The 23428-nt window shown below is 64.8% G+C and carries 23 protein-coding genes; 15 read left to right on the plus strand and 8 right to left on the minus strand.

Features of this window, described 5'->3' with window-relative positions:
* Positions 1-13: 13 nt before the first annotated feature.
* From JW897_RS16640 to JW897_RS16700, 13 genes are all read left to right on the plus strand, one after another.
* Positions 14-511, plus strand: a complete 498-nt coding sequence (locus JW897_RS16640; RefSeq protein WP_048413274.1) for an Hcp family type VI secretion system effector — start codon at positions 14-16, stop codon at positions 509-511.
* A 3-nt stretch (positions 512-514) separates the two neighbouring features.
* Complete coding sequence (gene tssE, locus JW897_RS16645) at positions 515-982, plus strand: type VI secretion system baseplate subunit TssE (RefSeq protein WP_118268628.1); 468 nt, start codon at positions 515-517, stop codon at positions 980-982.
* Positions 982-2781: a type VI secretion system baseplate subunit TssF gene (gene tssF, locus JW897_RS16650; RefSeq protein ID WP_205466974.1), complete on the plus strand. Its 1800-nt coding sequence runs from the start codon at positions 982-984 to the stop codon at positions 2779-2781. The genes tssE and tssF overlap by 1 nt, the downstream gene beginning before the upstream one ends.
* The gene (tssG, locus tag JW897_RS16655) at positions 2745-3794 is read left to right on the plus strand and encodes a type VI secretion system baseplate subunit TssG (RefSeq protein WP_205466975.1); all 1050 of its coding nucleotides are present in this window, start codon (positions 2745-2747) and stop codon (positions 3792-3794) included. Before tssF ends, tssG begins: the two co-directional genes overlap by 37 nt.
* Positions 3791-6370: a type VI secretion system ATPase TssH gene (tssH, locus tag JW897_RS16660; RefSeq protein WP_205466976.1), complete on the plus strand. Its 2580-nt coding sequence runs from the start codon at positions 3791-3793 to the stop codon at positions 6368-6370. The genes tssG and tssH overlap by 4 nt, the downstream gene beginning before the upstream one ends.
* A 263-nt stretch (positions 6371-6633) precedes the next feature.
* Complete coding sequence (locus JW897_RS16665; RefSeq protein ID WP_205466977.1) at positions 6634-7245, plus strand: hypothetical protein; 612 nt, start codon at positions 6634-6636, stop codon at positions 7243-7245.
* Between the two features lie 160 nt (positions 7246-7405).
* The gene (locus tag JW897_RS16670; protein ID WP_205466978.1) at positions 7406-8011 is read left to right on the plus strand and encodes a hypothetical protein; all 606 of its coding nucleotides are present in this window, start codon (positions 7406-7408) and stop codon (positions 8009-8011) included.
* A gap of 279 nt (positions 8012-8290) precedes the next feature.
* The gene (locus tag JW897_RS16675; protein ID WP_205466979.1) at positions 8291-8488 is read left to right on the plus strand and encodes a hypothetical protein; all 198 of its coding nucleotides are present in this window, start codon (positions 8291-8293) and stop codon (positions 8486-8488) included.
* 70 nt (positions 8489-8558) lie between these two features.
* Positions 8559-9506 (plus strand): hypothetical protein, encoded by a 948-nt coding sequence (locus JW897_RS16680; RefSeq protein ID WP_205466980.1) that lies wholly within the window; start codon positions 8559-8561, stop codon positions 9504-9506.
* Between the two features lie 37 nt (positions 9507-9543).
* Positions 9544-10212 carry an endonuclease/exonuclease/phosphatase family protein gene (locus JW897_RS16685; RefSeq protein WP_118268070.1) on the plus strand — a complete coding sequence of 223 codons (669 nt, stop codon included), beginning with the start codon at positions 9544-9546 and terminating at the stop codon, positions 10210-10212.
* Positions 10213-10418: 206 nt separating this feature from the next.
* Complete coding sequence (locus JW897_RS16690) at positions 10419-11000, plus strand: hypothetical protein (RefSeq protein ID WP_162897096.1); 582 nt, start codon at positions 10419-10421, stop codon at positions 10998-11000.
* A gap of 214 nt (positions 11001-11214) precedes the next feature.
* A complete protein-coding gene (locus tag JW897_RS16695) occupies positions 11215-13221 on the plus strand; it encodes a type VI secretion system Vgr family protein (protein ID WP_205466981.1) in 2007 nt (668 codons plus the stop codon).
* Positions 13222-13225: 4 nt separating this feature from the next.
* Positions 13226-13753, plus strand: coding sequence for a toxin-antitoxin system YwqK family antitoxin (locus JW897_RS16700; RefSeq protein ID WP_205466982.1), 528 nt, complete (start codon positions 13226-13228; stop codon positions 13751-13753).
* 206 nt (positions 13754-13959) lie between these two features.
* Here JW897_RS16700 and JW897_RS16705 read toward each other — a convergent pair whose 3' ends face one another.
* A complete protein-coding gene (locus tag JW897_RS16705; RefSeq protein WP_205466983.1) occupies positions 13960-14313 on the minus strand; it encodes a VOC family protein in 354 nt (117 codons plus the stop codon).
* A 114-nt stretch (positions 14314-14427) separates the two neighbouring features.
* On the minus strand, positions 14428-15069 hold the full coding sequence (locus JW897_RS16710) for a S24 family peptidase (RefSeq protein ID WP_053077260.1): 642 nt from the start codon (positions 15067-15069) through the stop codon (positions 14428-14430).
* A gap of 508 nt (positions 15070-15577) precedes the next feature.
* Between JW897_RS16710 and JW897_RS16715 the strand changes: the two genes are divergently transcribed.
* Entirely contained in the window at positions 15578-15919 is a 342-nt protein-coding gene (locus tag JW897_RS16715) for a hypothetical protein (protein ID WP_205466984.1), read from the plus strand.
* Positions 15920-15983: 64 nt separating this feature from the next.
* Here JW897_RS16715 and JW897_RS16720 read toward each other — a convergent pair whose 3' ends face one another.
* Complete coding sequence (locus JW897_RS16720) at positions 15984-16937, minus strand: LysR family transcriptional regulator (RefSeq protein ID WP_205466985.1); 954 nt, start codon at positions 16935-16937, stop codon at positions 15984-15986.
* A gap of 29 nt (positions 16938-16966) precedes the next feature.
* On the minus strand, positions 16967-18055 hold the full coding sequence (locus JW897_RS16725) for an agmatine deiminase family protein (RefSeq protein WP_240352250.1): 1089 nt from the start codon (positions 18053-18055) through the stop codon (positions 16967-16969).
* A 182-nt stretch (positions 18056-18237) separates the two neighbouring features.
* Here JW897_RS16725 and JW897_RS16730 point away from each other — a divergent pair, with 182 nt between their 5' ends.
* On the plus strand, positions 18238-19062 hold the full coding sequence (locus tag JW897_RS16730) for a substrate-binding periplasmic protein (RefSeq protein WP_048413266.1): 825 nt from the start codon (positions 18238-18240) through the stop codon (positions 19060-19062).
* A 306-nt stretch (positions 19063-19368) separates the two neighbouring features.
* On the opposite strand, the gene JW897_RS16735 is transcribed toward JW897_RS16730, so the two are convergent.
* From JW897_RS16735 to JW897_RS16750, 4 genes are all read right to left on the minus strand, one after another.
* Positions 19369-19869, minus strand: coding sequence for a hypothetical protein (locus tag JW897_RS16735; RefSeq protein WP_205466986.1), 501 nt, complete (start codon positions 19867-19869; stop codon positions 19369-19371).
* 274 nt (positions 19870-20143) lie between these two features.
* Complete coding sequence (locus JW897_RS16740) at positions 20144-20536, minus strand: DUF4280 domain-containing protein (RefSeq protein ID WP_205466987.1); 393 nt, start codon at positions 20534-20536, stop codon at positions 20144-20146.
* Between the two features lie 60 nt (positions 20537-20596).
* Entirely contained in the window at positions 20597-22294 is a 1698-nt protein-coding gene (locus tag JW897_RS16745) for a putative 2-aminoethylphosphonate ABC transporter permease subunit (RefSeq protein ID WP_205466988.1), read from the minus strand.
* Positions 22288-23388 (minus strand): putative 2-aminoethylphosphonate ABC transporter ATP-binding protein, encoded by a 1101-nt coding sequence (locus JW897_RS16750; protein ID WP_205466989.1) that lies wholly within the window; start codon positions 23386-23388, stop codon positions 22288-22290. Before JW897_RS16750 ends, JW897_RS16745 begins: the two co-directional genes overlap by 7 nt.
* Positions 23389-23428 lie beyond the last annotated feature (40 nt).

Raw genomic sequence — 23428 nt, forward strand, 5'->3', positions numbered from 1 at the left:
AGAACACATAGCAATGGACGCCATCATTCTGGACCTGGGCAGCGACATCAAGGGCGAGTGCAAGCTGGAAGGCTACGCCGACAAGATCGAAGTGCTGTCCTACAGCCACAACGTGGCCATGCAGGTTACCAACGACGTCAGCAACACCGAACGCACCTCCGGCAAGCCGCATATCGGCGAATTCAGCCTGACCAAGTTCACCGACAAATCCACGCCGGAACTCAACGCCTACTGCTGCCAGGGCAAGAACATCCCCGAGGTCAAGATCACCATAGGCCGCAACGCGGCGGACAGCAGCGGCAAGGTGCTGCCCTACATCGTCTACACCCTGACCAACGCCATCCTGTCCAATGTCAGCGTCAGCGGCGGCACCGGCGGCAAGCCGGTGGAAAACCTCTCGCTCAACTTCACCAAGATCAAGTGGGAGCTGACCACCCAGAAAGACACCGGCGCCAAGGACGGCAACGCCGCCGCGGTGTGGGACCTGGCCGCCAACAAGTACTCCAAGTAAAACATGCGCCAGCCCGCCCAGTTCCGCCCGGGTCTGTTCGAACTGCTGGCCGACGCCGAACCGCGGCAGCGGCTGGAAGCCGAGCCGCTGCTGCGGGTGGACCGCCGCCGGCTGCAGGAATCGGTGCGGGCGGAACTGGCGCGGCTGCTGTCCAGCCGCCGCGCCGAACAGCCCTACCTGGCCGAACTCAGCGTCATCGACTACGGCGTGGCGGACTGGAGCGCGCTGCACCCGGAGCGCGCCGAAGACCGCCAGCGGCTGGCGCGCGAGATCCGCCAGGCGATACGCAGCTTCGAACCCCGGCTGGCCGCGCCGCGCGTCAGCGTGGACACCGTGCCGGGCCGCGGCCTGCTCCTCAGCGTGCGCATAGACGGCGAACTCCAGGCCGAGGGCAGCCGCTGGCCGGCCGCCTTCGTCGCCGAACTGGACCCGTCCGGCGCGCGGCTGACCGCCTGCGAGGACGCCGGCTGATGGAATCGCTGGACCCGCGCCTGCTGGACTACTACCAACGCGAACTCGCCTACCTGCGCCACGCCGGCGGCGAATTCGCCCACCGCTACCCCAAGGTGGCCCACCGCCTGCAACTGAGCGACGGCGAATGCCCGGACCCGCAAGTGGAACGGCTGCTGGAAGGCTTCGCCCTGCTGTGCGCGCGGCTGCAACGCCGGCTGGACGACGACTACTCCGAACTCACCGACGCGCTGCTGGAACAGCTCTACCCGCACGCGCTGCGGCCCATGCCCTCCTGCGCCATCGCCCGCTTCGAGCCGGACCCGGACAAGGGCAAGCTGGACGCCGGCTACCGCATCGAGCGCGGCACCCCGCTGTTCGTGGCCACCACCGCCGGCGACAGCCTGCGCTTTCGCACCAGCGCCGCCGTCACCCTGTGGCCGCTGCGGCTCGCCGACGCCAGCCTGCTGACCGAGGACGAAGCCCAGGCCGCCAGCGGCCTGGCCCAGGCGCGCGCCGCCCTGGTGCTGCGGCTGGAGAAACTGGGGCCGGAACCGCTGGGCGCGCTGCCGCTGAACAGCCTGCGCATCCACCTGGCCGGCTCCCCGCTCAACGCCGCCGCGCTCTACGACCTGCTGTCCGCCCACAGCCTGCAAATCAGTTGCCGGCTGCCGGAACGGCCCGGCCTCGCGCCCTCCATCCGCCCCGGCGCGCTGCCGCGCGCCTGCGGCTTTGGCACCGACGAAGCGCTGCTGCCGGCCGAGGACGGCGTGCACCCGGCGCACGCGCTGCTGGCGGAATACTTCGCCTGCCCGGAAAAATTCGCCTTCTTCGACCTGCCGCTCAGCCTGCCGCGCCAGGCGGAGCGGCAGCTGGAAATCGTCATCGCCTTCGAACGCGTGCCGGCCGGCCGCCTGGGCATCCAGCACGGCGACATCGCGCTGGGCTGCGCGCCGGTGATCAATCTGTTTCCGCACACCTCGGAGCCGCTGCGCCCGGACGGCAGCCGCAGCGAATACCTGCTGGTGGCCGACTCCCACCGCGACCACAGCGTGGAAATCCACTCCATCCGCCAACTGCGCGCCGCCGGCCCGGACGGCGCGCGCCGCATCGCCCCCTATTTCGCCTGCAGCCACGGCGAGGGCGGCGACGGCCGCTACTGGCACGCGCGCCGCGTGCGCGGCCTCAACCGCCTGCGCCCCGGCAGCGACATGCTGCTCACCCTGGTGGACGCCGATTTCGACCCGCTGGCCGCCAGCGAACTCAGCCTCACCGCCGAGCTGCTATGCACCAACCGCCACCTGGCCGAGCAACTGCCGGCCGGCGCGCCGCTGATGTTCGAACTGCCCGGCCCGGTGGGCCAGGCGCGGCTGCTGCGCCCGCCACGGCCGCAAACCGAAGCCGCGCTGGACGGCGCCTCGCGCTGGAAACTGGTGTCCCAGCTCAGCCTCAACCACCTGTCGCTGAGCGAAGGCCCGCAGGCGCTGGCCGCGCTGCGCGAAATGCTGGCGCTGCACAATCTGGGCGAACAGCCGGCCGCGCGCCGCCAGATCGAAGGCATCGCCGCGCTCGGCAGCGAACGCATCGTCGACCACGTCGGCGCCGACGCCTGGCGCGGCTGGCGCAACGGCCTGCTGCTGACGCTGGAGCTGGACCCGGCCTGCTTCGCCGGCGGCAGCCGCGTGCTGTTCGCCGCCGTGCTCGCCCACTTCTTCGCCCTCTACGCCCACGCCAACCGCTTCGTGCGCACCCGACTCGTCCACCAGCAACAGGAGATCCAGACATGGCAGCCCCCGCCCGGCCCCAGCCTGGTTCTGTAGCCGAGCGGCTGCTGACGCGGCCGCAGGGCTTTGAATTCGCCCAGGCGGTGATGCTGCTGGAACGGCTGACGCCGCAGGCCGCGCCGCTGGGCCAGGGCGCGGACCCGGCGCGCGAAGCGCTGCGGCTGCGCGGCCCACTGCTGCCCGCCTTCGCCGCCAGCGAACTGAGCGCGCTGGAACCGGGCGCGCTGGGCGGCGACGCGCGGGACGGCCAGCCGGCGCTCGATGTCGAATCCTTCGGCCTGGGCGGCCCGGACGGCCCACTGCCCTACGCCTATCAGGAATGGCTGCAACAACGCCGCCAGGACAAAGACCACGCGCCGGCGGAATTCCTGCAACTGTTCCAGCACCGGCTGCTGGCCCTGCTCTACCGCGCCCAGCGCAAATACCGGCTGGCGCCCAGCTTCGCCGCGCCGCGGCTCAGCCCGGCGCGGCCGCTGCTGCTCAGCCTGTGCGGCCTGCTGCCCGCCGGCCTGCAACAACGCCAGGCGGTGCCGGACGCCGCGCTGCTGGCCCGCGCCGCCCTGCTGGCGGACCGCCGCCGCTCGCTGGCCGGCTTCGCCGCCTTGGCCAGCCGCCACCTAGCCGCGCCGGTGCAAGCCAGCCCCTACGCCGGCGGCTGGCGCGAGATCCCGCCGGCCAGCCGCACCAGCATCGGCCCCAATGGCCGCAACGCCGCGCTGGGCCAGGGCGCGCTGGCCGGCCGCCGCGCCTGGGACGAACACGCTGGCATCCGCCTGACCGTGGGCCCGCTGGACCCGGCCGGCTACCGCGCCTTCCTGCCCGGCGGCGAACGCCACCGCGCGCTGGCCGCGCTGGCGGCGTTCTACTTCGGCCCGGACCTGGACATCCAGCTCAGCCTGCTGTGGCAGGCCCCGGCCGCCGCGCTCAAGCTGCAAGCCCGCGCCGCGCCGCGGCTGAGCTGGGACAGCTGGCTGGGCGGCCCCGGCGGAGCCCGGCGGCTGGACACCCGGCTGCAACGGCCGTCCCCGCCCGGCGAGGAGCCGGCATGAGCGCCGAACTGTCCGAACTGGTGGCCCGCCTCAACCCCAGCTGCCGCAAGGCGCTGGAACTGGCCGCCCAGCGCTGCCTGCAGCAAAGCCACTACTACGTGGAAATCGAACACGTGCTGCTGGAACTGCTGGAACTGCCCAACGGCGACCTGCCGCTGCTGCTGCCCAAGCTGGGCCTGAGCACAGACCAGCTGAGCACGGAGCTGCGCCGCAGCCTGGACCAGTTCAAGCGCGGCGAAACCCGCGCCCCGGCCTTCTCCAGCCACACCGTGGCCTGGCTCAAGGAAGCGCTGCTGCTGGCCACGCTGCGCCAGCAGGCCAGCATCCGCTCCGGCCTGCTGCTGCTCACCCTGCTGGAGCGCGACGAGCTGCGCAATCTGCTGCTGATCGGCGCGCCCTGCCTGCTGCGCGCGCCGCGCCAGCCGCTGAGCGAACAACTGGACGCCTGGGCCGCCGCCTCGCGCGAAGCCCCGTCCGCCGCCGCGGCGGAACCGGCCGGCGCGCTGGCCCGCTTCACCCACGACCTGGTGGCCGACGCCCGCGCCGGCCGCATCGACCCCATCGTCGGCCGCGACGGCGAAATCCGCCAATGCCTGGACATCCTGCTGCGCCGCCGCCAGAACAACCCCATCCTGGTGGGCGCGCCCGGCGTGGGCAAAACCGCGGTGGCGGAAGGCCTGGCGTTGCGCATCGCCCACGAGGAAGTGCCGCCGGCGCTGGCCGGCGTCGGCCTGCTGGCGCTGGACCTGGGCCTGCTGCAAGCCGGCGCCGGACTCAAGGGCGAATTCGAACAAAGGCTGCAAAGCGTGATGGACGACATCCGCGCCGCCGCCCGGCCCATCATCCTGTTCATCGACGAAGCCCACACCCTGGTGGGCGCCGGCGCGGCCGAGGGCCACAGCGACGCCGCCAACCTGCTCAAGCCGGCGCTGGCGCGCGGCGAACTGCGCACCGTGGCCGCCACCACCTGGCAGGAATACAAGAAATACTTCGAGCGCGACCCGGCGCTGGCGCGGCGCTTCCAGCCGGTGCAAGTGGAAGAACCGGACGAAGACCGCGCCGTGGCCATGCTGCGCGGCGTCGCCGCCCGGCTGGAACAACACCACGGCGTGCGCATCCTGGACGCCGCCATCCACGACGCGGTCAAGCTCTCCCACCGCTACATCTCCGGCCGCCAGCTGCCGGACAAGGCCATCAGCGTGCTGGACACCGCCTGCGCCCGCGTGGCGCTGGCCCAGCACGACCAGCCGCCGCAGCTGGAAAACCTGCGCCACCGCCAGGCCATGCTGGACGAAGAACTAGAGCGGCTGCTGAACGAACAGGCCACCGGCCTGGACCACGCCGTCCGCATCGCCGCGCTGCGCCAAGACAGCGCGCGCCAGCTGCAAGCCATGCGCGAACTGACCGTGCGCTGGCAGGACGAATTGCGCGCGGTGCGCGAAATCCTGCGCACCCGCCAGCAACTGCTGGACTTCCTGGCCAGCGAGCCCGAGCTGCCCGCCGGCGAACCGCCGCTGCTGCTGGAAGAAGCCGAAGACGGGACCGCGACCGCCGACGACGACGAAGCCGCGGACCCGGCGCTGCGGCTGGCGGAACAACTGGCGCGGCTGGAAGCCGGCCTGGACGCGCTGCGCCAGGACGACCCGCTGGTGCCGGAACACGTGGACTCCAAGGCGGTGGCCGCCGTCATCGCCGGCTGGACCGGCATCCCGGTGGGCAAGATGCTGGCCGACGAAGCCTACGCCATCCGCACCCTGGCCCAGCGCATGGGCCAGCGCGTGATCGGCCAGCCGGCCGCGCTGGGCAAGATCGCCCAACGCATCCAGGCCTACCGCGCCGGCCTGACCGACCCCGGCAAGCCGGTGGGCGTGTTCCTGCTGCTCGGCCCCACCGGCGTGGGCAAGACCGAAACCGCCTACGCGCTGGCCGACGCCCTCTACGGCGGCGAACGCAATCTGATCGTGGTCAACCTGGCGGAATACCAGGAAGCCCACAGCGTCAGCCAGCTCAAGGGAGCACCGCCCGGCTATGTCGGCTACGGCCAGGGCGGCGTGCTGACCGAGGCGGTGCGGCGCAAGCCCTACAGCGTGGTGCTGCTCGACGAAATCGAAAAAGCCCACCCGGACGTGTTGGAAGCCTTCTACAACGTGTTCGACAAGGGCCAGATGGAAGACGGCAGCGGCCTGGTGGTGGACTTCAACAACACCATCATCCTGGCCACCAGCAATGTGGGGGCGGAAGCCATCCTGGCCGCCGCGCCCGCCGCCATCGGCCACCCCGGCTTCATCGACCAACTGCGGCCGGAGCTCAACGCCGCCTTCCGCCCGGCGCTGCTGGCGCGGATGACGGTGGTGCCCTACCGCGCGCTGGACGACACAGTGCTGGCCGACATCGTGCGCAGCAAGCTGGAAGTGCTGCGCCAGCGCTATCAACGCGCTACCGGCAAGATGTTTGATTTCGACCCCGGCTTGATTCAGGCGGTGTTGAACCGCTGCCGTGGGGCCGGGGCTAGGGATATTGATAATGTGTTATTGGCGGAGGTGGTGGGGAAATTGGCGGAGTGGGCGGTGGGGTAGAGTAGTGTGTTTTCTTTCTTATTATGCCATGAGGATCCATGGGTTATTTCGAAAAGCAATCATGAAATACCTTGGACACTAAACTCGTTGGTTTAATGGTAGTTAATGATGCTGAAATTTTCAATTACATTTCATTTACCTTGAGTAATTAAATGATTTTTATTGCTTTAATGAATTTATTTTAGTGCGTGCACCTTTTCATGTGCTTGCTGTTTTTGATTTTATTGTGTATTGAGGTTTGAATTTATTAACGGGAGAGTTTTATGCCATTCAAAGCGAGAGATTTTGAACATCCTTTGTATCATGAAGACATGTTGAAAAGAATGAGTTGGATGGACAAGGTCGCATCTTATATCTTAGCCATATACTGGACTCGTGCGGAAGGTCAAGATACAAATCGCAAAACAAAAGTTGATGGATTTAAAGTAAAAAATCGTCAACTAGAATCGCATTTGGATTGTGTGGCGGTGATGGAGGTTGAAGGAAAATGGTACATCGCTGCAAATCGGTTATCAATCAGCGATGTTGATGTTCGGCTTACTGATATGTCACTATGTCGATCAACCAGTAATTTTGTGGACAATTATAGGTTTGGCTATATTTATTCTGATTTTGAATTGGTTCAGAATTATGATAATTTTATGCATGCTGAAATGAAAATACTCAAGAGACTGCATGAGCTTGGAAAGTTGAAGGTTCGAATGCATATTGGCGTATCAAAACCATGCTGCCCAAGATGCAAAAAGGTTCTGGATGACTGGCAAATTGAATATACTTCATTTCATGATGTATCTCCCAATGATAATACTTGGATTGACCCTGGGGTAGGGCATCCTGCAGATGAGTCGAATACAATTCGTGATTTGTTTTTATGAGACTGGTTTGCTATGTTGAAGACTTGCTTTATTTCAGGGGCGTAGATTGGACTAAATGTAATGAAGCTCAATGTTAACCACAAATTCTTAGGAATAAGTTTTGCGTATGGCCTCGTAAGCTAAATCCAAGCCACGAGCTATACCGTAACCGAGATATATCATGATCAGACTCCACACCCGCAAGATGGGCGATGAATGGCCCTATGATCAAGCACCTTTCGCCAAGGATGCCGGTGCATTGCATGCGCTATATGACAAGGCGCGCGCGGTGTTGATGGGGGGCAGCGCCACGGCGCGGCGTGTTTTTGAGCTTGTTGAGAGTTCAAGCATTGTCATCGACATGATTGTTTCCAGAGGCAAGTCTGGTGGCTACTTCTTACCCGCCGATCCCAGCTATGGTTTTGATTTTCATGGCTCCAGTGGCTTGATTGTTTGGTATCCGGAGGCTTCATTCGAGTTTTACGTGGAAGGGCCGCAGCCTACACATATCAATCCTGAAACGGGCTCAAAGTGGTGTTTGATGGCGGCCTCATCTGATTTGGTGCTGGCGCATGAGCTGGGCCATGTTGTGCAATATATGACTGATTTTGGCAGCAATGCTGCCCGCTTCCATGCGGAATACAAAGCTAACTTGCTGCTGATTGAAAATGATAATGTGCGCCGACATGAAAGGCCGGTGGCGCAGGAGATGGGAAATTTTATGACCAGGAGAGACTATCGCACCAGTAAAGATAGTGAATGGTCCGGAAAGTTGATAAGAATTTAGCGTTATAGATGTGGCTGTATAAAGTGATGGCTTTATTTTGTGTTAAATTGTCAATTTTTTAACGGGTTGATTACTAAGCCGCGTGAGCCCCCGTAGCGAGCATGCCGAATATGGGCTTAGGGATTTGCCCACCCTACAATGTGGATGTTGTAGTAATCGACAGGGCCGTAGGTTAGGCTGAATGCAATGAAGCCCAACGTTTACCGTTCACCATCCAAAAGCGACATAACATTGGGCTTTCCCCTTCACCCATAAAATGAACGTAACTCATTAACCACCATGCCCCGCCCCTCCGACAAAACCGCCCCGCTCTCGCTCAGCGCCTCCGCGCTGAAAGAGTTGTACCCGGACAGCCTGTCCGGCGACGAGGCGCTGAACGCGCTGGGCAGCTTCACCCTAACCGGCTTCAGCGACAGCGCGCTGACGCTGAACAGAAGTTCTCTCACCCTGGTTAGCAAGATGGCAGAACAAATTTAGAACTGATTTGATGGTTTAAGCAGCACCCGGCAGAGTATCAATTCATTGGAAGCAAACACAGGGAGGCCGCATGATTACCGTTATGACCCTCAGTGGTGGCTCGGGCACCATGTTTTGCAGTTGCAAGAATGGGGACTGCCAAGACCACAGCCTCATCTCCATTACCACTCAAAACCGTGAGGTCTATCAGTTTCAATACTCTGCCGGCCATCAAAAAATGCATCTCAGAACCACCAAGGACGAGATCACCCGGTTTTGGGCCAATACCCGAGGCAAGGGCATCCGGGTCCGGCATGTGATTTACATCCCCAGCAAGAATGAAGTGGCGCACATACTAAGAGGCAAGCCGCCGGAAATCGGCATCCCGCCAACAGTCGCCATCGGCAGGCCGCCGCCAAGCCATCAAAGCATGGATGCGGTGCCTCCCCCCAGCATGACCATGCGCCGCAGCGATGAAGTTTCCATTCATATTGGTGGCAGCCATGGCGATGAAAAGGCCGTCTCGCACAAGCCGCTATTAAAAAAAACGCCGACGGCGCTGGGCTTGGATCAAGACAGAATGATCCAATTCATGACAGAGAATAATGGGAAAAACCTGGGCAACTGTGCGGAGGTGGTGGCGGCGGTGCTTGAGGCCGGCCTTACCGACGCGCGGGATAGGCCGCTGACCACCGGCTGCACCCTACCCTTATGCGCTTGCATCTGCTGCTGCCATTCGCCCACCTCGGTGAGCAAGCTCGCCTTTAATATCCAGAAAAATACACTGGCGCAACTCAGCGAACAAGGCCTGCTGAGCGCGGACTTGCTGGGCTACGCTCCCAATAGAATCTCCAGAACCGGGAAAAGTCAGTTTGACGAATTCGATTTATTCGATATCGACTTTGACCAGCTGTCTTACTACCAAACCGATGACAATTGCTGTACCTCTCTGATTAAAATCATCTGGGACACTTTATCCATGTGTACCTTCAGCACCTACTCCAGAGCGCAAAGCGGGGGCCAAGACAAGCAGCACTGAAACCGCAGCGTTAAATTAGATCGGCCAAGGAGCAAAGATGCGCGTAGCCAGCTTCAATCTGGAAAAGAACGGCGAATCCTCGCCGCTGGATAAAAAAGCGCAGGTCGAGACCTTCATCCACCAGTGCTGCTCCAACGACAACTGGGACGTTGACGTGGTGTTTCTGTGCGAAGTGCACTCCGCCAGGCTGGACGACTATTACGATTATTTACGCAAGGTGTATCAAGACTATGATGTCCACGCCTTTGCCGGCGGCCACTCCAACGGCTACATCGTGATAACCAGAAAAGGGCAGCATCTAGAAGTTGTCAGCCAAGGGCACTTGAAAGGCCTGAACCGGGACTTGATCGCGGTCTGGGCCCAAGCCGTCAACGGCTACACCGGCTTTCTGTTTCTGGCGCACTTCAAATCCGGCCAGGGCGGGCTGACCAAGAGCCAGTTGCGGGACTGCACCAGCCTGGGCGGGCACTGGGTGGCCACCGGCGATCTGAACCTGGACTACACCCGTGTAGAGGAACTGGACACCCCGGGCGTCGCCTATGAATGCTGGCAAGGACAGGCCACCCACGCCAAAGGCGGCATCCTGGATTGGGTGCTGGCCTCGGTCGACGTCAAAGTCGCGCCTTTCGACATCAGCGGCTGGGCGGACGCGTTCGACATGAGCGGCCCGGACCATCGCCCCATCGTCTTCGACGTTGTCTGCTGACATCCGCTGCCGCGAGACTCCCATGCCCCGCCATCAGCCTGACTGATTATTCGACAAAGCAATACTAAGAGCCGCTAACAAAACTGCGCAGCGTACCTGAGCCAAGGCGCGCCGACGCAGGCAGTACAAGTAGTACGACAAGTCGGCGCAACGCAGGATCAGGGGTTTTGTTAGCGGATCTAAGCCCACCTTTAAGGAGCATAGCAATGAGTCTTAGATTGAGATTTGAATTGCTGAAGAGCTTGGTGAATATCACATCGATAGAAGGCGACGGCAAGTTTCCCGGCAATGCCAACAGCAGCTGCACCGGTCAGGTGCTGACCTGGTTTCGCGCCTTGAGCGGCAACTTGAAAAGCGGCACCGGGCTTAGCGAATCGCTATTAAGCCCGCAGCAACAGGCCACCCAATTGCATTTTGAACAGCTGAATAACGGCAACACCAGAATACTGGCGTCGATAGCGGAGAAAACCGTCAATATGCGCGGGCAAAACTCCGCGGAAAACATCAAAGACAAAACCCCATGGTCAGGCAAATACAAGCTCTACATCATCGCCAGCTCCAAAGGCAGCGGCCATGCGCTGGGCGTCTATTTTCCCTGGACGGGAAGAGTCCAGTTTTACGATCCCAACCTGCTAGTGTGCGAGATGAAGAAAGACGACGACATTTACGCTTTATTATCGCAATGGGTCAGGATGTACGACGGGCTGGACGCGCCGGAATCGATATGGGGGCACGAGGACCTGTACGTCATTCCCGAATCCAAATTAAAAACCGCCTATATCGTATGACGCGGCAATCGCAAGCATCGATGCGCGCCAGCCCCCAAGCCGGGATCAGAGGGAAAGAGCAAATGAAACACCGCATCCCATTCACCGCCTCAAGCCCGCCTTGCCAGCGGCAAGCCGCCCTATTGGTAGCCTTGCGGCCAGAGGCGTTCAGGCAGGAAAATAGTCAATCCCGCAGCGCCGCTCATTCTCTATTTTCCAATATTTGAGAACCGTCATGCCCCGCCCCTCCGACAAAACCACCCCGCTCTCGCTCAGCGCCTCCGCGCTGAAAGAGCTGTACCCGGACAGCCTGTCCGGCGACGAGGCGCTGAACGCACTGGGCAGCTTCACCCTGGCCGGCTTCAGCGACAGCGCGCTGACGCTGGACAAGGCGGTGGCTTCCCACCTGACGCTGAGCCTGCGCCGCGACGACGACACCCGGCCGCTGGACGGCCTGTGCGCGGCGATTCGCCAGCTGCCGGGCGACGCCACCGCGGACCGCTACAGCGTGACGCTGCGGCCCTGGCTGTGGTGGCTGAGCCTGGCCGGCAACAACCGCATCTTCCAGAACCAGAGCGTGCCGGACATCGTAAAAGCGGTGTTCGCCGGCCACGGTTTCAGCGATTACCAGCTGAAACTGGATGCGACTTATCCCAAGCGCGAGTACTGCGTGCAGTTTGGCGAGAGCGATCTCAACTTTGTGATGCGGCTGCTGGAAGACGCCGGCATCTTCTGGTTCTTCACCCACGCCGACGGCAAGCACACCCTGGTGCTGGCGGACGGCAACAGCCATTTCCCGGACTGCCCCAATAGCGCCAAGATCCCCTACCTGGGCCAGGACCTGGGCGGGCGCGAGCTGGAAGGCGTGCGCAGCGCCGGCATCAGCCGCCAGGCGGTGGCCGGCGGCTACCGCGCCGGCGATTACGAATTCACCACCGCCAGCGCCTCGCTGTACGCGCAGGCGCTGGCCAAGTCAGACCTGCCCAACCTCTACCAATACCCGGGCGGCTACGCCAAGAAGGCCGACGGCGACGCGCTGGCCAAGCAGCGCAGCGACGGCCTGCGCGCCGAGGAAGTGGAGCTGGTGGGCGACAGCGACTGCCGTTGGCTGATTCCCGGCCACTGCTTCACTCTGAGCGGCCACCCGGACCCGGCCTGCAATATCGCCTGGGTGGTAACCCGCGTCAGCCACGAGGCCGGCCAGCAGCATTACCGCAACCGCTTCGCCGCCATCCCCAAGGCCACCCCCTACCGCCCGCCGCGGCTCACCCCCAAGCCGGTGATGCACCCGCAGGTGGCCAAGGTGGTGGGCAAGGCCGGCGAGGAGATCTGGACCGATAAATACGGCCGCGTCAAAGTGCAATTCCCCTGGGACCGCGACGGCAAGGACGACGAATCCAGCTCCTGCTGGCTGCGGGTGATGCAGCCGTGGAGCGGCAAGGGCTTTGGCATGCAGTTCATCCCGCGCATCGGCCAGGAGGTGATTGTCAGCTTCATCGACGGCGACCCGGACAAGCCGCTGGTCAGCGGCTGCGTCTACAACGGCGACAACGCGCTGCCCTACGAACTGCCGGCCAAGCAGGCGCAGTCCGGCCTCAAGACCAACTCGACAAAAGGCGGCGGCGGTTTCAACGAATTGCGCTTCGACGACAGCAAAGACAAGGAGGAAGTGTTCTTCCAGGCGCAAAAGGACTACACGGTGAAAGTGCTCAACGACGCGGCCGCCGACGTGGGCCACGACGAAACCCTGGTGGTGAAGAACGAGCGCAAGCGCAGCGTCACCGAGGGCAACGACAGCCTCAGCGTGGACAAGGGCAACCGCACCGTGGAAGTGAAAACCGGCAATGAAACCCTCAACGTCAAGGGCAAGCGCACGGTCAAGGTGGAGGGCGACCAGAGCCACAGCACCGGCGGCAATCACGAACACAAGGTCAGCGGCAACTACACGCTGACAGTGGACGGCAACCTCACCATCAAGGTCAGCGGCACCCTCACCCTTCAAAGCGGCGGCGCCTTCAGCGCCAAGAGCGACGCCGCCTACACCGCCCAGGCCGGCACCAGCCTGACCAACAAGGCCGGCACCGGGCTCACCAACCAGGCGGGCACCGAGCTGACCAATAAAGCCGGCACCACCCTGACCAACGACGCCGGGGTGTCGTTGACCAACAAGGCCAGCGCCAGCCAGACCGTGGACGGCGGCGGCATGCTCACCCTCAAGGGCGGGCTGATCCAGCAGAACTGATGCGATGGCGGAACCGATAGACATCCAGCAAGACCAGCAGCGCTTCGTCGGCCAACTGGGCGACGGCAAGCTGCAAGGCCCGGCGCGCATCGAGCAGGCCGGCGCGCCGCTGGCGCGCTTCCACTACCAGGACGGCCAGCTGCACGGCCCGGCCACCCTGCTGCACCCCGGCGGCCAGCCCTCGGCCCAGCTGCATTACCAGCGCGGCCAGCTGCACGGCGCCGCGCAGTATTGGTCGCCGGAGGGCGCGCTGCAACGCCAGGCCCACTACCGCCACGGCCTGCCGCACGGCGAAACCCGCACCCTGTTTCCCAACGGCCAGGCGGCGGAGCTGGCGGTCTACCGCAACGGCCTCAAGCACGGCCTGCAACAGCGCTACCACCCCAACGGCGCGCTGGCGGAACGGCAGAATTTTGTCGAGGGCAAACCGCTGGGGCCGCCGGAGCGCTTCGCCGACGACGGCCGGCCGCTGAACGCGGACGGCAAGCCGATGGCGCGCTGGCGCTGGTGGTGGCGAAAGATGATGGGGTGAGCGCGGGAAGCCTAAGAACCTGTTTACGATCTGCTGCGCGTCGGCGATACCGCATTGAAACCGTCTTCGAAATGCTCATGTACCACTCGTACATTCCGCTTTCTCAGCCGTTTTCGCCTTGTCTCGCCTTAGCTCGCGAGATCGTAAACACGTTCTAAGAGCGGCTAACATTGTCAGTTTCACCTCTTTCGCCAATCAAGACTGCTCTACATTTCCTGAACGAACATCACCGTATTCCCGGCTGGATCGCTGACTTGGGCAAGCTTTATGAATCCCAGGTCCTGTGTTTTGCTAGCGGCGACACCAGCGTCTTGACAAACTGCCCTCTGCGTTTCGATATTGTGGACACCGCACACTACACATGATTTACCTGCCAGGCTTGGGTCAGGCGCAAGCGAAACTTGAATCCAAGCATTTTCCGCCAGCCGCCATTCGGCGACGCCCTCATAAGGGCTAACATCCGGCTTGCGCCCAAGCCATTTGGCGTACCATTCAACGGCTCCGTCGAAATCATTCACGTGAAGAACGGAGACTACACTCGTAAAATTGTTATTCGACATGTCCTTATTCTCCTTTTACGATTTTTTCAGTGCGTGAAATGCCGCTTAACCGCGCAGCGGATTCAATGCCTTGAACAAGACTTCCAGTCGGCAAAGACCATGAACAGGTCAGCGCTACACCTGCCGCCCCAGCCACACCACCCGCCCCAACACCGAGAAATCCGGCGGCGGCGCGGCCAGGTCCACCTCGAACGGCGGATACGCCTCATTGGCGCTGGACAAGCCCAGCTTGCCGCCCGGCAGCCTCTGCGCCCGGCGCACCACCACCTCGCCGTCCAGCTCCAGCGCGTACAGGCCGCTGCCCGGCTGCGTCTCCGCCCGGTTGATCAGCACCAGATCGCCGTCGTTCAGCACCCCGGCCATCGCGTCGCCGGCCACCGCCACCGCCGCCAGCTGACTGGCCGGCAGCTTGAGCCGCGACTCCAGCCAGTCCTGGGCCAAAGGCAGAGCCGCGCCGGCGCCGTAACACGGCACTTCCACCTGCGTGTCCCACGGCGCATAGCGCTCTATCGTCTCGCCGGCCCGAAGACCGGCTTCGTCCGACAAGACCTCCCCCTCGCCAAACAGCAGCCAATCCAACCGCGCGCCGGTCAGCCGCGAAAACTTGCCCACCAGCACGGCGGACGGTTTGCGCGCGCCGCCTTCGTAGTTCTGCAGCGACACCAGCGAGATGCCCAGTTTTTGCGCGGTGACGTCGCGCGCTTCTTTCAGCACCGCGTCGCGGATAAACCTCAGTCGTTTGCCTAGATATTCCAATCCCCACCCCCTTAGAGCCCGTTCCTAATCTGCTGCGCCGCGTGAGACGCCGCACGGTGAGTGCCACTTCAAAATGCTCATGTACCACTCGTACATTCCGCTTTTTCGCTTGTTTTCGCCTTGTCTCGCCCTTGCTCGCGAGACTTTGAACAGGCTCTTAGATTGAACAACGAACGAAGCTGACGGACGAAAAAACAACATTTACAGCCCGCGCAAAACATTGAACTTATTGAATATATTTAATTTATCGATTTACAGACCACGCTCGCATTTGCCCTTAACCGCAATCGTGGTCAGATAAGGTCATTCCCGTGACTCGAACGGGCCGCCCCGCCAAGGCCGGACCGAACCCGTCAACGGATATCCGGCGGCCGTCAGCCAGGCCGCCCATGCGTCAAGGCGGCGCCAGGCGCCAGCGCGATTCGTGCATTCTAAGCCGGCCTTTCCGAAATCGCGAATCCGGCCGGTTCGCCTCGCGCCCGCCCTTGACTGAGCTCCAGGAGCCGCCATGCCGATACGCCACCTGCTCGCCCTGTTCGCCAAGCCGCCGCCGGCCAGGCCGCCCGCCCGTCTGATCAAGACCGTGCAGCAACTGCGCGCGCAGCGCGCCGACAACCCCGCCCTCGCCGCCATCGACCTCGAGCTGGTCTACCTGTCCCGCTGCTGCGAACACTACGACGACATCGCCGATGAATTGCGCCGCTGCTGCGAAGGGCTGAGCGCGCTGCTGCTGATGCTGCGCCACACCGAAAACGCGCAGCTGCGCGGCAAGGCGCTGTGGGCCTTGCTGGAACCGCTGCAACAACGTTTGCAGCTGGCCGCGGCCAAGCTGGAGGCGGTGACGTCTTGACCGCGGCTTAGCCCTGCTCATCAAATCCCTGATCCGGCGCGGCGCCTCCTTGCGCGGCGCGCCGTCAATCCGCCGCCGCGCCCTCTTCCCGCAGCCAGTCGAACATGCGCGCCATCGCCTCGCTGCGCAGGCCGTCGCGCGGCCGCGACAGCCACCATTGCGCGCCCGGCAGCCGCGGGTAGCCGGCCAGTTCGCGCAGCCGGCCGTTGGCCAGCGCTTCCTCCAGCGCCAGCGACGGCAGGCAGGCGATGCCGTGGCCGCGCAAGGCCGCGTCCAGCGCCAGTTGCGGCGCGTCGTAGACGGCGGCGACGCCGAAACGCGGCAACAAGGCCTGCACCGCGGCCTCCGCCGGCTCCGGCATCCGCGCTTTTTCCAGACAGATCAGCCGCGCCAGCCGCGGATGGCGCTCGGCCGGCAGCGCCGCCAGCTCTTCCGCCAAGGCCGGCGCGGCGACGAAGCGCCAGTCCTCGCGCAGCCAGGCCGCGTCCTCCCAGCCGGCCATCGCCAAGGCTTGCCGGCCGATGACGATGTCGACGTCGATCTCATCCGCCTGGCCCGGCTCTTCGTCGGTGGACAGCAAGGGCACGATGTCCGGGTGGGCGGCGCGCAAGCGGTCCAGCCGCCCCTGCAGCCAGCCGTGCAGCAGAAAGGCCGGCCCCACCAGCACCACCAGGCCGGGATCGGTGTACACCGCGATGCGGTCCAGCCCGCGCCGCAGCGTGTCCAGCGCGCGCCGCACGCTCTGCTGCAGCATTTCGCCGGCGAAAGTCAGTTCGATGCCGCGCCCCACGCGCTGGAACAAGGGCTGGCCGACAAAGGCTTCCAGCTGTTGAATCTGGTGGCTGACCGCGGACTGCGACAGGTGCAGCGCCTCGGCGGCGCGGGACACGCTGCCCAGGCGCGCGGCGGCTTCGAAGCCGGCCAGCAGCCGCAACGACGGCAGCCGGCCGGCCGCGCCGGTAGCCTGGTCTTCCCCCTCGTCCGCCTTCGGCCCCTTATGGTGATTGTTTGAATCCATGCTGATCTGTCCCGCGGGCTTCCCGCCGCTTAAAGCGGCTGCTGCTGGGTTGCGCAATGAATGCCTCCGCCGCCGGCGGCGATGCCGTCTATGTTCAGCTGCACCACCTCGCGCTGCGGGAACAGCTCGCGCAGCGCAGCGCGCGCGTTGCGGTCGGCCTTGGCGTCGCCGAACTCCGGCGCGATCACCGCCCCGTTGCAGACGTAGAAATTGATGTAGCCGGCCGCCATCTCGTGGCCCTCGTACTCGGGCCGTACCCGCTCCGGACCCGGCAAGACCACCACTTCCAGCTTGCGGCCGCGCGCGTCGCGCGCCTGGCGCAGCAAGGCCAGGTGGCGGCGGGTCACCGCGTAATCGTAGGACTGCGGGTCGGTGTCCAGGCCGGCCACCACCACGCCGGGGCGGGCGAAACGGGCGTAGAAATCGGTATGGCCGTCGGTGATGTCGCGGCCGGCGATGCCGGGCAGCCAGATCACCTTGTCCACGCCCAGCAGCCGGCGCAGTTCGCGCTCGCACTGCGCCTTGCTCCAGCCCGGATTGCGGTTGGGATTGAGCACGCAGCTCTCGGTGACGATGGCGCTGCCCTCGCCGTCCACCTCGATGCCGCCGCCCTCCAGCACCAGGGAGGTCCGCAGCGCCGGCGCGCCGCTCTTGGCCGCCACCGCGGCGGCCACCCTGGCGTCCTTTTTATGCGCCTGCTTGCCGCCCCAGCCGTTGAAGTTGAAATCCACCGCCGCCGCCCCGTCCTTGCCCTTGACGAAGACCGGCCCGCTGTCGCGTATCCACAGATCGTCCAGCGGCTGCTCCACCAGTTCCACCTTGGGGCCGCACAGCTTGGCCGCCAGCTCCATGTCCTCGGCGCGCGCCAGCATGCGCACCGGCTCGTGGGCGGCGATGGCCTGAGCCACTCGCGCCAGATCGCGCCGCACCACCGGCAGCAAGTCCTCCCCCCACACCGCCAGACTGGCTCCGAAGGCCATCCAGGTGGCGGCGTGACGTTCGCCCTCGTCCGGCATGCGGTAGCCGGCCGCGCCCGGCGCGCCGCTCCAGCCGCGGGCGGCCAGCAGGCTGCCCGCCGTCAACAGGCTCGCGCCCAGGAAGTGTCGTCTAGTGTTCATCGCCGCGTCTCCAAAACCGGTTTCCAGCCACATGGCTGCGCTCAGCATTGTGCAAGCGGCAATACATTTGAAAAAGCGATGAATTTTGCGGAAACCTATCTATTTCTATCATGTATTTGCCGCCGCCGCGCGCCGGCCGGCGGAATGACATAAGCTGAAGACGGAATACCGGAGGGACCGGCATGCGTCTCGCGCTCTGCATCCTCATCGTCGCCATCGCGGCCCAGGCCTGTCCGGCCCGGGCGCAGGAACCCGAACTGGTGATGGGCTACCGCACCAATGAGCGGCGCCCCTATATCGAGGAGGACAGCGACGACGGCATCTACAAAACCCTGTACAGTCGCGCCTGCCAGCGCATAGGCTGCGCGCTGAAAGTGGTGCGCCTGCCAAAGAAGCGGGTGCTGCAAGCGCTGGCGCAGGGCGAAGTGGACTTCTACCCCGGCTACACCTACAACGCGGAGCGCGAAGCCATCGCCCTGTTCGTGCCCAACGGCCTGCGCGAGCGCCACGTCTTCATCACCCGCGCCAAGCACCCGCCCATACGCGGCTACGCCGATCTGGACAATGAGGTGGAGCTGCGCAGCCTGGGCAATCCGGACCTGCTGCCCCCGCCGTGGCAAGCTCGCGTCAAGGTGCTGCCGGTGCCGGAGCTGGATGTGGAACGCGCCTTCCGCCTGATCAGCGCCGGCAAGGCGGATTTCTACATCTACGACGAACTGACGCTGCGCTTCTATTGGGAACGGCTGCGCCCGCCCGGGCTGACGCTGCATCCGTCGCTGGAGGCCTGGCAGCCGATGCAGATGGGCTTTTCCAAGCATTCGCGCTTTTACCGCGCGCAGCCCAATCCGGATTACCGCGCCGAGCTGCCGCTAAGCCCGGACAACTACCCGCTGCGGCTGGACCCGGCCTCGCTGGCCGGCAAGCTGAGCGCGGCCTTGCAGGCGATGAAGCAATCCGGCGAAACCGAACGCATCGTCGAGCATTTTCTCCAGACGCCGGCTCCTTGAGAGGAAGGCCGGCGGCTCGCGCTGGCAGCCAAGCGCCCCAAACCCCTGGCGCCGTCTTGCTGCACGGCAGGGGCTGAGGCAGCAGAGCCTGTTCATCATCTTGGGACCTTGAGGTCTTGGATGGATGCCCAGGAAACCAGGTATTCGGCCCGCCCCTTCAAGAACCTTCCGCATGACTATCGCCGCGCGCCCCACCCTAGCCATGACAAGCCGCCGCGCGCAGGGCGGGTGGAAGCGCAGGCAATGCCCGCCAACGGTCTCCTTTTCCGTCCATCCCGCCGACGCGCAGCGGATCGTAAACGGGTTCTAAGGCGTGACCCGCATATACGGCGTAGTGCTCAGCGTCGCGCTGATGGAGCAGCCGCCGGACAGTTGCGCCGCGTCCAGGCCGATCACGGTTTCGCTGCCGTTGTCGGCCACGCTGCCGACGATCTTGGTGGGCCCGCACAGGCCGCCGCCGATCGGCGATTTCACGTTCACCGCCACATTGTCCAGCGTCAGCTGGGTGGCGGTGTCCACATGACCGGTCCACGGCGAGGTGACGGAGGCGGTGGGCTTGATCACCTTGCACAGCGCGCCGCCGCTGAAGGAGGCGCTGGTGATGGCCACATTGCCGTAGCCGTCCACGGTGCCGCTGAACACCGCCTTGCAATCCAGGTCGATGCCGAACTTGCCCACCTTGGCCGGCCCCACCGCGGAGAACGGCATCGCCGCGCCGCCGGGTCCGGGCGGAGTGATGGTGACGGCGAAGGCGGAAGCGGCGGCCAGGCCGAGGGCGGCAACGGCGAAACGATGGAAAAGGCTCATGACGGCTCCTTGCTTGAAAAGGTTGTTTCATGCCAAACGGCAAGAAGCCGATAAATTATTATGCCAATTCAATTGAACGTTTGATTTTCATCAAGCCGCCGCCCGCGCCCGGCCTGACCTATAGACGGATGAACAGGCCTCAGCTGTCGGCGCGGCAGCCGACTGGACAGCCGTCAAGCAAGGCGAGACAAGGTATTGCGGCTGTGAAAGAGAAGGTCCGGAGCGATGCGCCGTGCGACGCGCCAGGAAGCGCGGCAGACCTTTGAGCAGGTTCTCAGGGAATCATCACCGTGAACTGGCCGGGCGAGTTGATCTTGATCACCCCACCCCAGTTGCACATCAGCATGCTGTTGCTGTCCAGCGCCGGCATATTGCCTATCAGCACCGTGGGCGCGCCCGGCGTCCACGGCGCGGCGGTGACCGGGATGCAGGGCATGGGCGTCAGCACGCCCATGGCGGCGGCGGTGGCGGCCGCCACCATAGGGTTGGCCGGGCTTTGGCACATGCCGAAGGGCATTACGTTGAGCATGGGCACGTAGTCCATGATGTTGGCGGCCGGCACCCCGCCGGCCATCACTCTATTGGCCGGCAACACCACCAGGCTGCTGGGGGCGACGCCGAAGCTGCATTGCAGCATCGCGCCCATGCACACTTGCGGACATCCCATGCGCGTCTCCTCACTCCGGCTGGCCAAGACATGACATCGTCACGCCAAAGCCAAACGCCGTCAAGCACGTCCGCGCCAGCCCTGACAACGCCGGCTCAAGGCCCTCTCCAGCCCCAGCAGCAATAGCGAAACCGCCGCCGAACTCAACGCGATCAGCGTGGCCATTGCCGCCGCCGCAGCGGTGTCGCCGGCGTCGTCCATGGTGACGATGGCCACCGCGGCCAGGCTGTTGTCCGGACTGGCGATGAAGATCAGCGCCGACAGCGTGGTCATCGCCGACACGAACAGATAGCGCATCACGTCCAGCAGCGCCGGCAGGCACACTGGCAGCGTCACCCGCCGCAGCGTCACCCAGAACGGCACTTTGAGCGAGGCGGCCACCGCTTCGAACTCGCCGTCCAACTGCTTGAGCGCGGTGCTCATGGTCAGGTGGCCGGTGGTGTAGAAGTGGGCGATGGTGCAGGCCGCCATCAGCGTCATGCCGCCGTAAAGCGCATGCAGCGGATTGTCCGGATGGTTGAAGAAGAACACATAGCCCAGGCCCAGCACCAGGCCGGGCACCGCCATCGGCAGCATGGCGAATAAGCGCAGCAGCGCGCGCCCCAACGGCGCGGCCGGCAGCTTCTCGCAGGCGTAGGCGCCGGCGAACACCAGCAGGCTGCCCGCGCCGGCGGTGATGCAAGCCAGTTTCAGGCTGTTGAAGTAAGCGCTCCAGCCGCCGCCGTCCACGCTGTCGAACTGATAGTGGGCCAGCGTCAGGCTTAAATCGTACGGCCAGTACTTGATGAAGGAAGCGACGACGCCGACGCCGAGCAGGGCCAGCAGCGGCAGCGAGATCGCCGCCAGCAACAGCCAGGCGGCCAGGTCGCGCCATGGCGCGCGCGCCGGCGAAAACGGCACCGCGCGCGCGCTGAGCGCCGCTTGCTGACGCCGCGCCATCCGCCGCTCGATGAAGAAGGAAAACACCGCCGGCAGCAGCAGCATCAGGCCCACCACCGCGCCGCGCGGGAAGTTCTGCTGCCCCACCACCTGCTTGAAGGCTTCCACCGCCAGCACGTTGTAGTCTCCGCCCACCACCTTGGGCACGCCGAAGTCGGTGATCACCAGGGTGAACACCACCAGGCCCGCCGAGACCAGGCCGTAGCGCGCGCCCGGCAGGGTGATGGTGAGGAAGCGGCGCAGCGCGCCGGCGCCCAACGCGCGGCCGGCCTCGTACAGCCGCGCATCCGACGCCGATAACGCGGTCAGCAGGATCAGCAGCGCGTGCGGAAAGGTGTAGAAGGCCTCGCCCAGCACCATGCCCCAGAAGCCGTAGACGCTGCCGCCGGCGAGCCAGGACTTGAGCAGGCCCTGGTTGCCGAACAGATACACCAGCGAGATGGCCGGCATCAGCGACGGCGCCAGCAGCGGCGACAAGGCGATCTGCCTGAACGCGCCGCGGCCCCAGACGCGGCTGCGGCTCAGCCCCCAGGCAAAAGCGAAGGCCAGCGGCAGCACCAGCGCGGTGACGGTCAGCGCCAGCCACAGGCTGTGGCGCGCGGCGCGCATCAGGCCGGGGCTGTCCAGCACCTGGGCGAAGTTGGCCAGGCCGACGAAGCCGCCGTCCATGTCCAACACCGATTTGCCGAAGATGAACAGCAGCGGCAGGCCCAGCGCCAAGGTCAGCAGCGCCGCCAGCGTCCACACCAGCGCGGCGGCGACGCGGCGCTCGCCGTCGGCAGGCGCGGCGCGCCAGCCCTGCAAGGCGCGGCTCAGCATCCGCCCCCCCCGGCGTAGGCGCGCAGCAGCGCGGCCGGCAGCTCCACCGGCACCACCTCGCCCGGGGTCAGCGGCTGGCGCTGCAGCATGGACGGGCAGATTTCGGCGTGCAGCGCCAGGCCGGGCATGGCTTCCGGCTGCAGCCGCAGCCGGGTCATCGCGCCGCCGAAGCTGATGTCGTCCACCCGCGCCAGCACGGTGTTGGGCGCGCCGTCCCAGCGCGCCTTGACGATGATGTCCTCCGGCCGCAGGAACAGGGTCAGCGCCTCGGCCTGCGGCAAGGGCGCGTCCAGCCGCAGCAGGCAGTTGCCGACGGCGGCCTCGTGGCCGTCGCGCCGCCGCGCCGGCAGCCAGTTGGCGGCGCCGACGAATTCGGCGACGAAGCGGCTGGCCGGCCGGCGGTAAATCTCGGCCGGGGTACCGACCTGCTCGATGCCGCCGGCGTTCATCACCACCACCCGGTCGGCGATGGCCAGCGCCTCGGCCTGGTCGTGGGTCACCATCAGCGTGGTGACGCCCAGCCGTTTTTGCAGGCCCTTGAGCTCGTCGCGCAGCTTGTCGCGCACCCGCGCGTCCAGCGCGGACAGCGGCTCGTCCAGCAGCAGCAGGCCGGGCGAGGTGGCCAGCGCGCGCGCCAGCGCCACGCGCTGCTGCTGGCCGCCGGACAGCTGGGCCGGATATTTGTCCTCGGCGCCGGGCAGGCCCACCAAGTCCAAGAGCTCGCGCACGCGGCGGGCGTGGCGCGCGCCGCCGCCGCGCGGCTTGAGGCCGTAGGCGATGTTGTCGGCCACGCTGAGATTGGGGAACAACGCGTAGCTTTGGAACACGATGCCGTAGTCGCGGCGCGCCGGCGGTTCGCGGGTGATGTCGCGCTCCAACAGATGGACGCTGCCGGCGTCCGGCTGGTCCAGCCCGGCGATCAGGCGCAGCAAGGTGGTCTTGCCGCAGCCGGACGGGCCCAGCAGGCAGACGAATTCGCCCTTGCGGATGGACAGGGACACGCCGTCCAGCGCGACGAAGCCGCCAAAACGGCGGCTGAGGCCGCGGACGGACAGGTGTTCGGACAAGCCGTCCAGGCTATCGGCCGGTTTCATGCGCAACTCCAGAATGTCTTGCAAAGGAACGACGCCGCCC

Source organism: Chromobacterium alkanivorans (genome assembly GCF_016937655.1).
Lineage (GTDB): Bacteria > Pseudomonadota > Gammaproteobacteria > Burkholderiales > Chromobacteriaceae > Chromobacterium > Chromobacterium alkanivorans.

What these genes read in the sequence shown, in the direction of transcription:
- JW897_RS16705 (WP_205466983.1), bottom strand. Translation starts at nt 14,313, where the DNA reads ATGTCGAATAACAATTTTACGAGTGTAGTCTCCGTTCTTCACGTGAAT.
- JW897_RS16745 (WP_205466988.1), bottom strand. Translation starts at nt 22,294, where the DNA reads ATGCTGAGCCGCGCCTTGCAGGGCTGGCGCGCCGCGCCTGCCGACGGC.
- JW897_RS16675 (WP_205466979.1), top strand. Translation starts at nt 8,291, where the DNA reads ATGCCCCGCCCCTCCGACAAAACCGCCCCGCTCTCGCTCAGCGCCTCC.
- JW897_RS16640 (WP_048413274.1), top strand. Translation starts at nt 14, where the DNA reads ATGGACGCCATCATTCTGGACCTGGGCAGCGACATCAAGGGCGAGTGC.
- JW897_RS16730 (WP_048413266.1), top strand. Translation starts at nt 18,238, where the DNA reads ATGCGTCTCGCGCTCTGCATCCTCATCGTCGCCATCGCGGCCCAGGCC.
- JW897_RS16725 (WP_240352250.1), bottom strand. Translation starts at nt 18,055, where the DNA reads ATGAACACTAGACGACACTTCCTGGGCGCGAGCCTGTTGACGGCGGGC.
- JW897_RS16690 (WP_162897096.1), top strand. Translation starts at nt 10,419, where the DNA reads ATGAGTCTTAGATTGAGATTTGAATTGCTGAAGAGCTTGGTGAATATC.
- tssF (WP_205466974.1), top strand. Translation starts at nt 982, where the DNA reads ATGGAATCGCTGGACCCGCGCCTGCTGGACTACTACCAACGCGAACTC.
- JW897_RS16685 (WP_118268070.1), top strand. Translation starts at nt 9,544, where the DNA reads ATGCGCGTAGCCAGCTTCAATCTGGAAAAGAACGGCGAATCCTCGCCG.
- JW897_RS16680 (WP_205466980.1), top strand. Translation starts at nt 8,559, where the DNA reads ATGATTACCGTTATGACCCTCAGTGGTGGCTCGGGCACCATGTTTTGC.
- JW897_RS16720 (WP_205466985.1), bottom strand. Translation starts at nt 16,937, where the DNA reads ATGGATTCAAACAATCACCATAAGGGGCCGAAGGCGGACGAGGGGGAA.
- JW897_RS16715 (WP_205466984.1), top strand. Translation starts at nt 15,578, where the DNA reads ATGCCGATACGCCACCTGCTCGCCCTGTTCGCCAAGCCGCCGCCGGCC.
- JW897_RS16665 (WP_205466977.1), top strand. Translation starts at nt 6,634, where the DNA reads ATGCCATTCAAAGCGAGAGATTTTGAACATCCTTTGTATCATGAAGAC.
- JW897_RS16740 (WP_205466987.1), bottom strand. Translation starts at nt 20,536, where the DNA reads ATGGGATGTCCGCAAGTGTGCATGGGCGCGATGCTGCAATGCAGCTTC.
- JW897_RS16735 (WP_205466986.1), bottom strand. Translation starts at nt 19,869, where the DNA reads ATGAGCCTTTTCCATCGTTTCGCCGTTGCCGCCCTCGGCCTGGCCGCC.
- tssG (WP_205466975.1), top strand. Translation starts at nt 2,745, where the DNA reads ATGGCAGCCCCCGCCCGGCCCCAGCCTGGTTCTGTAGCCGAGCGGCTG.
- JW897_RS16695 (WP_205466981.1), top strand. Translation starts at nt 11,215, where the DNA reads ATGCCCCGCCCCTCCGACAAAACCACCCCGCTCTCGCTCAGCGCCTCC.
- tssE (WP_118268628.1), top strand. Translation starts at nt 515, where the DNA reads ATGCGCCAGCCCGCCCAGTTCCGCCCGGGTCTGTTCGAACTGCTGGCC.
- JW897_RS16700 (WP_205466982.1), top strand. Translation starts at nt 13,226, where the DNA reads ATGGCGGAACCGATAGACATCCAGCAAGACCAGCAGCGCTTCGTCGGC.
- tssH (WP_205466976.1), top strand. Translation starts at nt 3,791, where the DNA reads ATGAGCGCCGAACTGTCCGAACTGGTGGCCCGCCTCAACCCCAGCTGC.
- JW897_RS16670 (WP_205466978.1), top strand. Translation starts at nt 7,406, where the DNA reads ATGATCAGACTCCACACCCGCAAGATGGGCGATGAATGGCCCTATGAT.
- JW897_RS16750 (WP_205466989.1), bottom strand. Translation starts at nt 23,388, where the DNA reads ATGAAACCGGCCGATAGCCTGGACGGCTTGTCCGAACACCTGTCCGTC.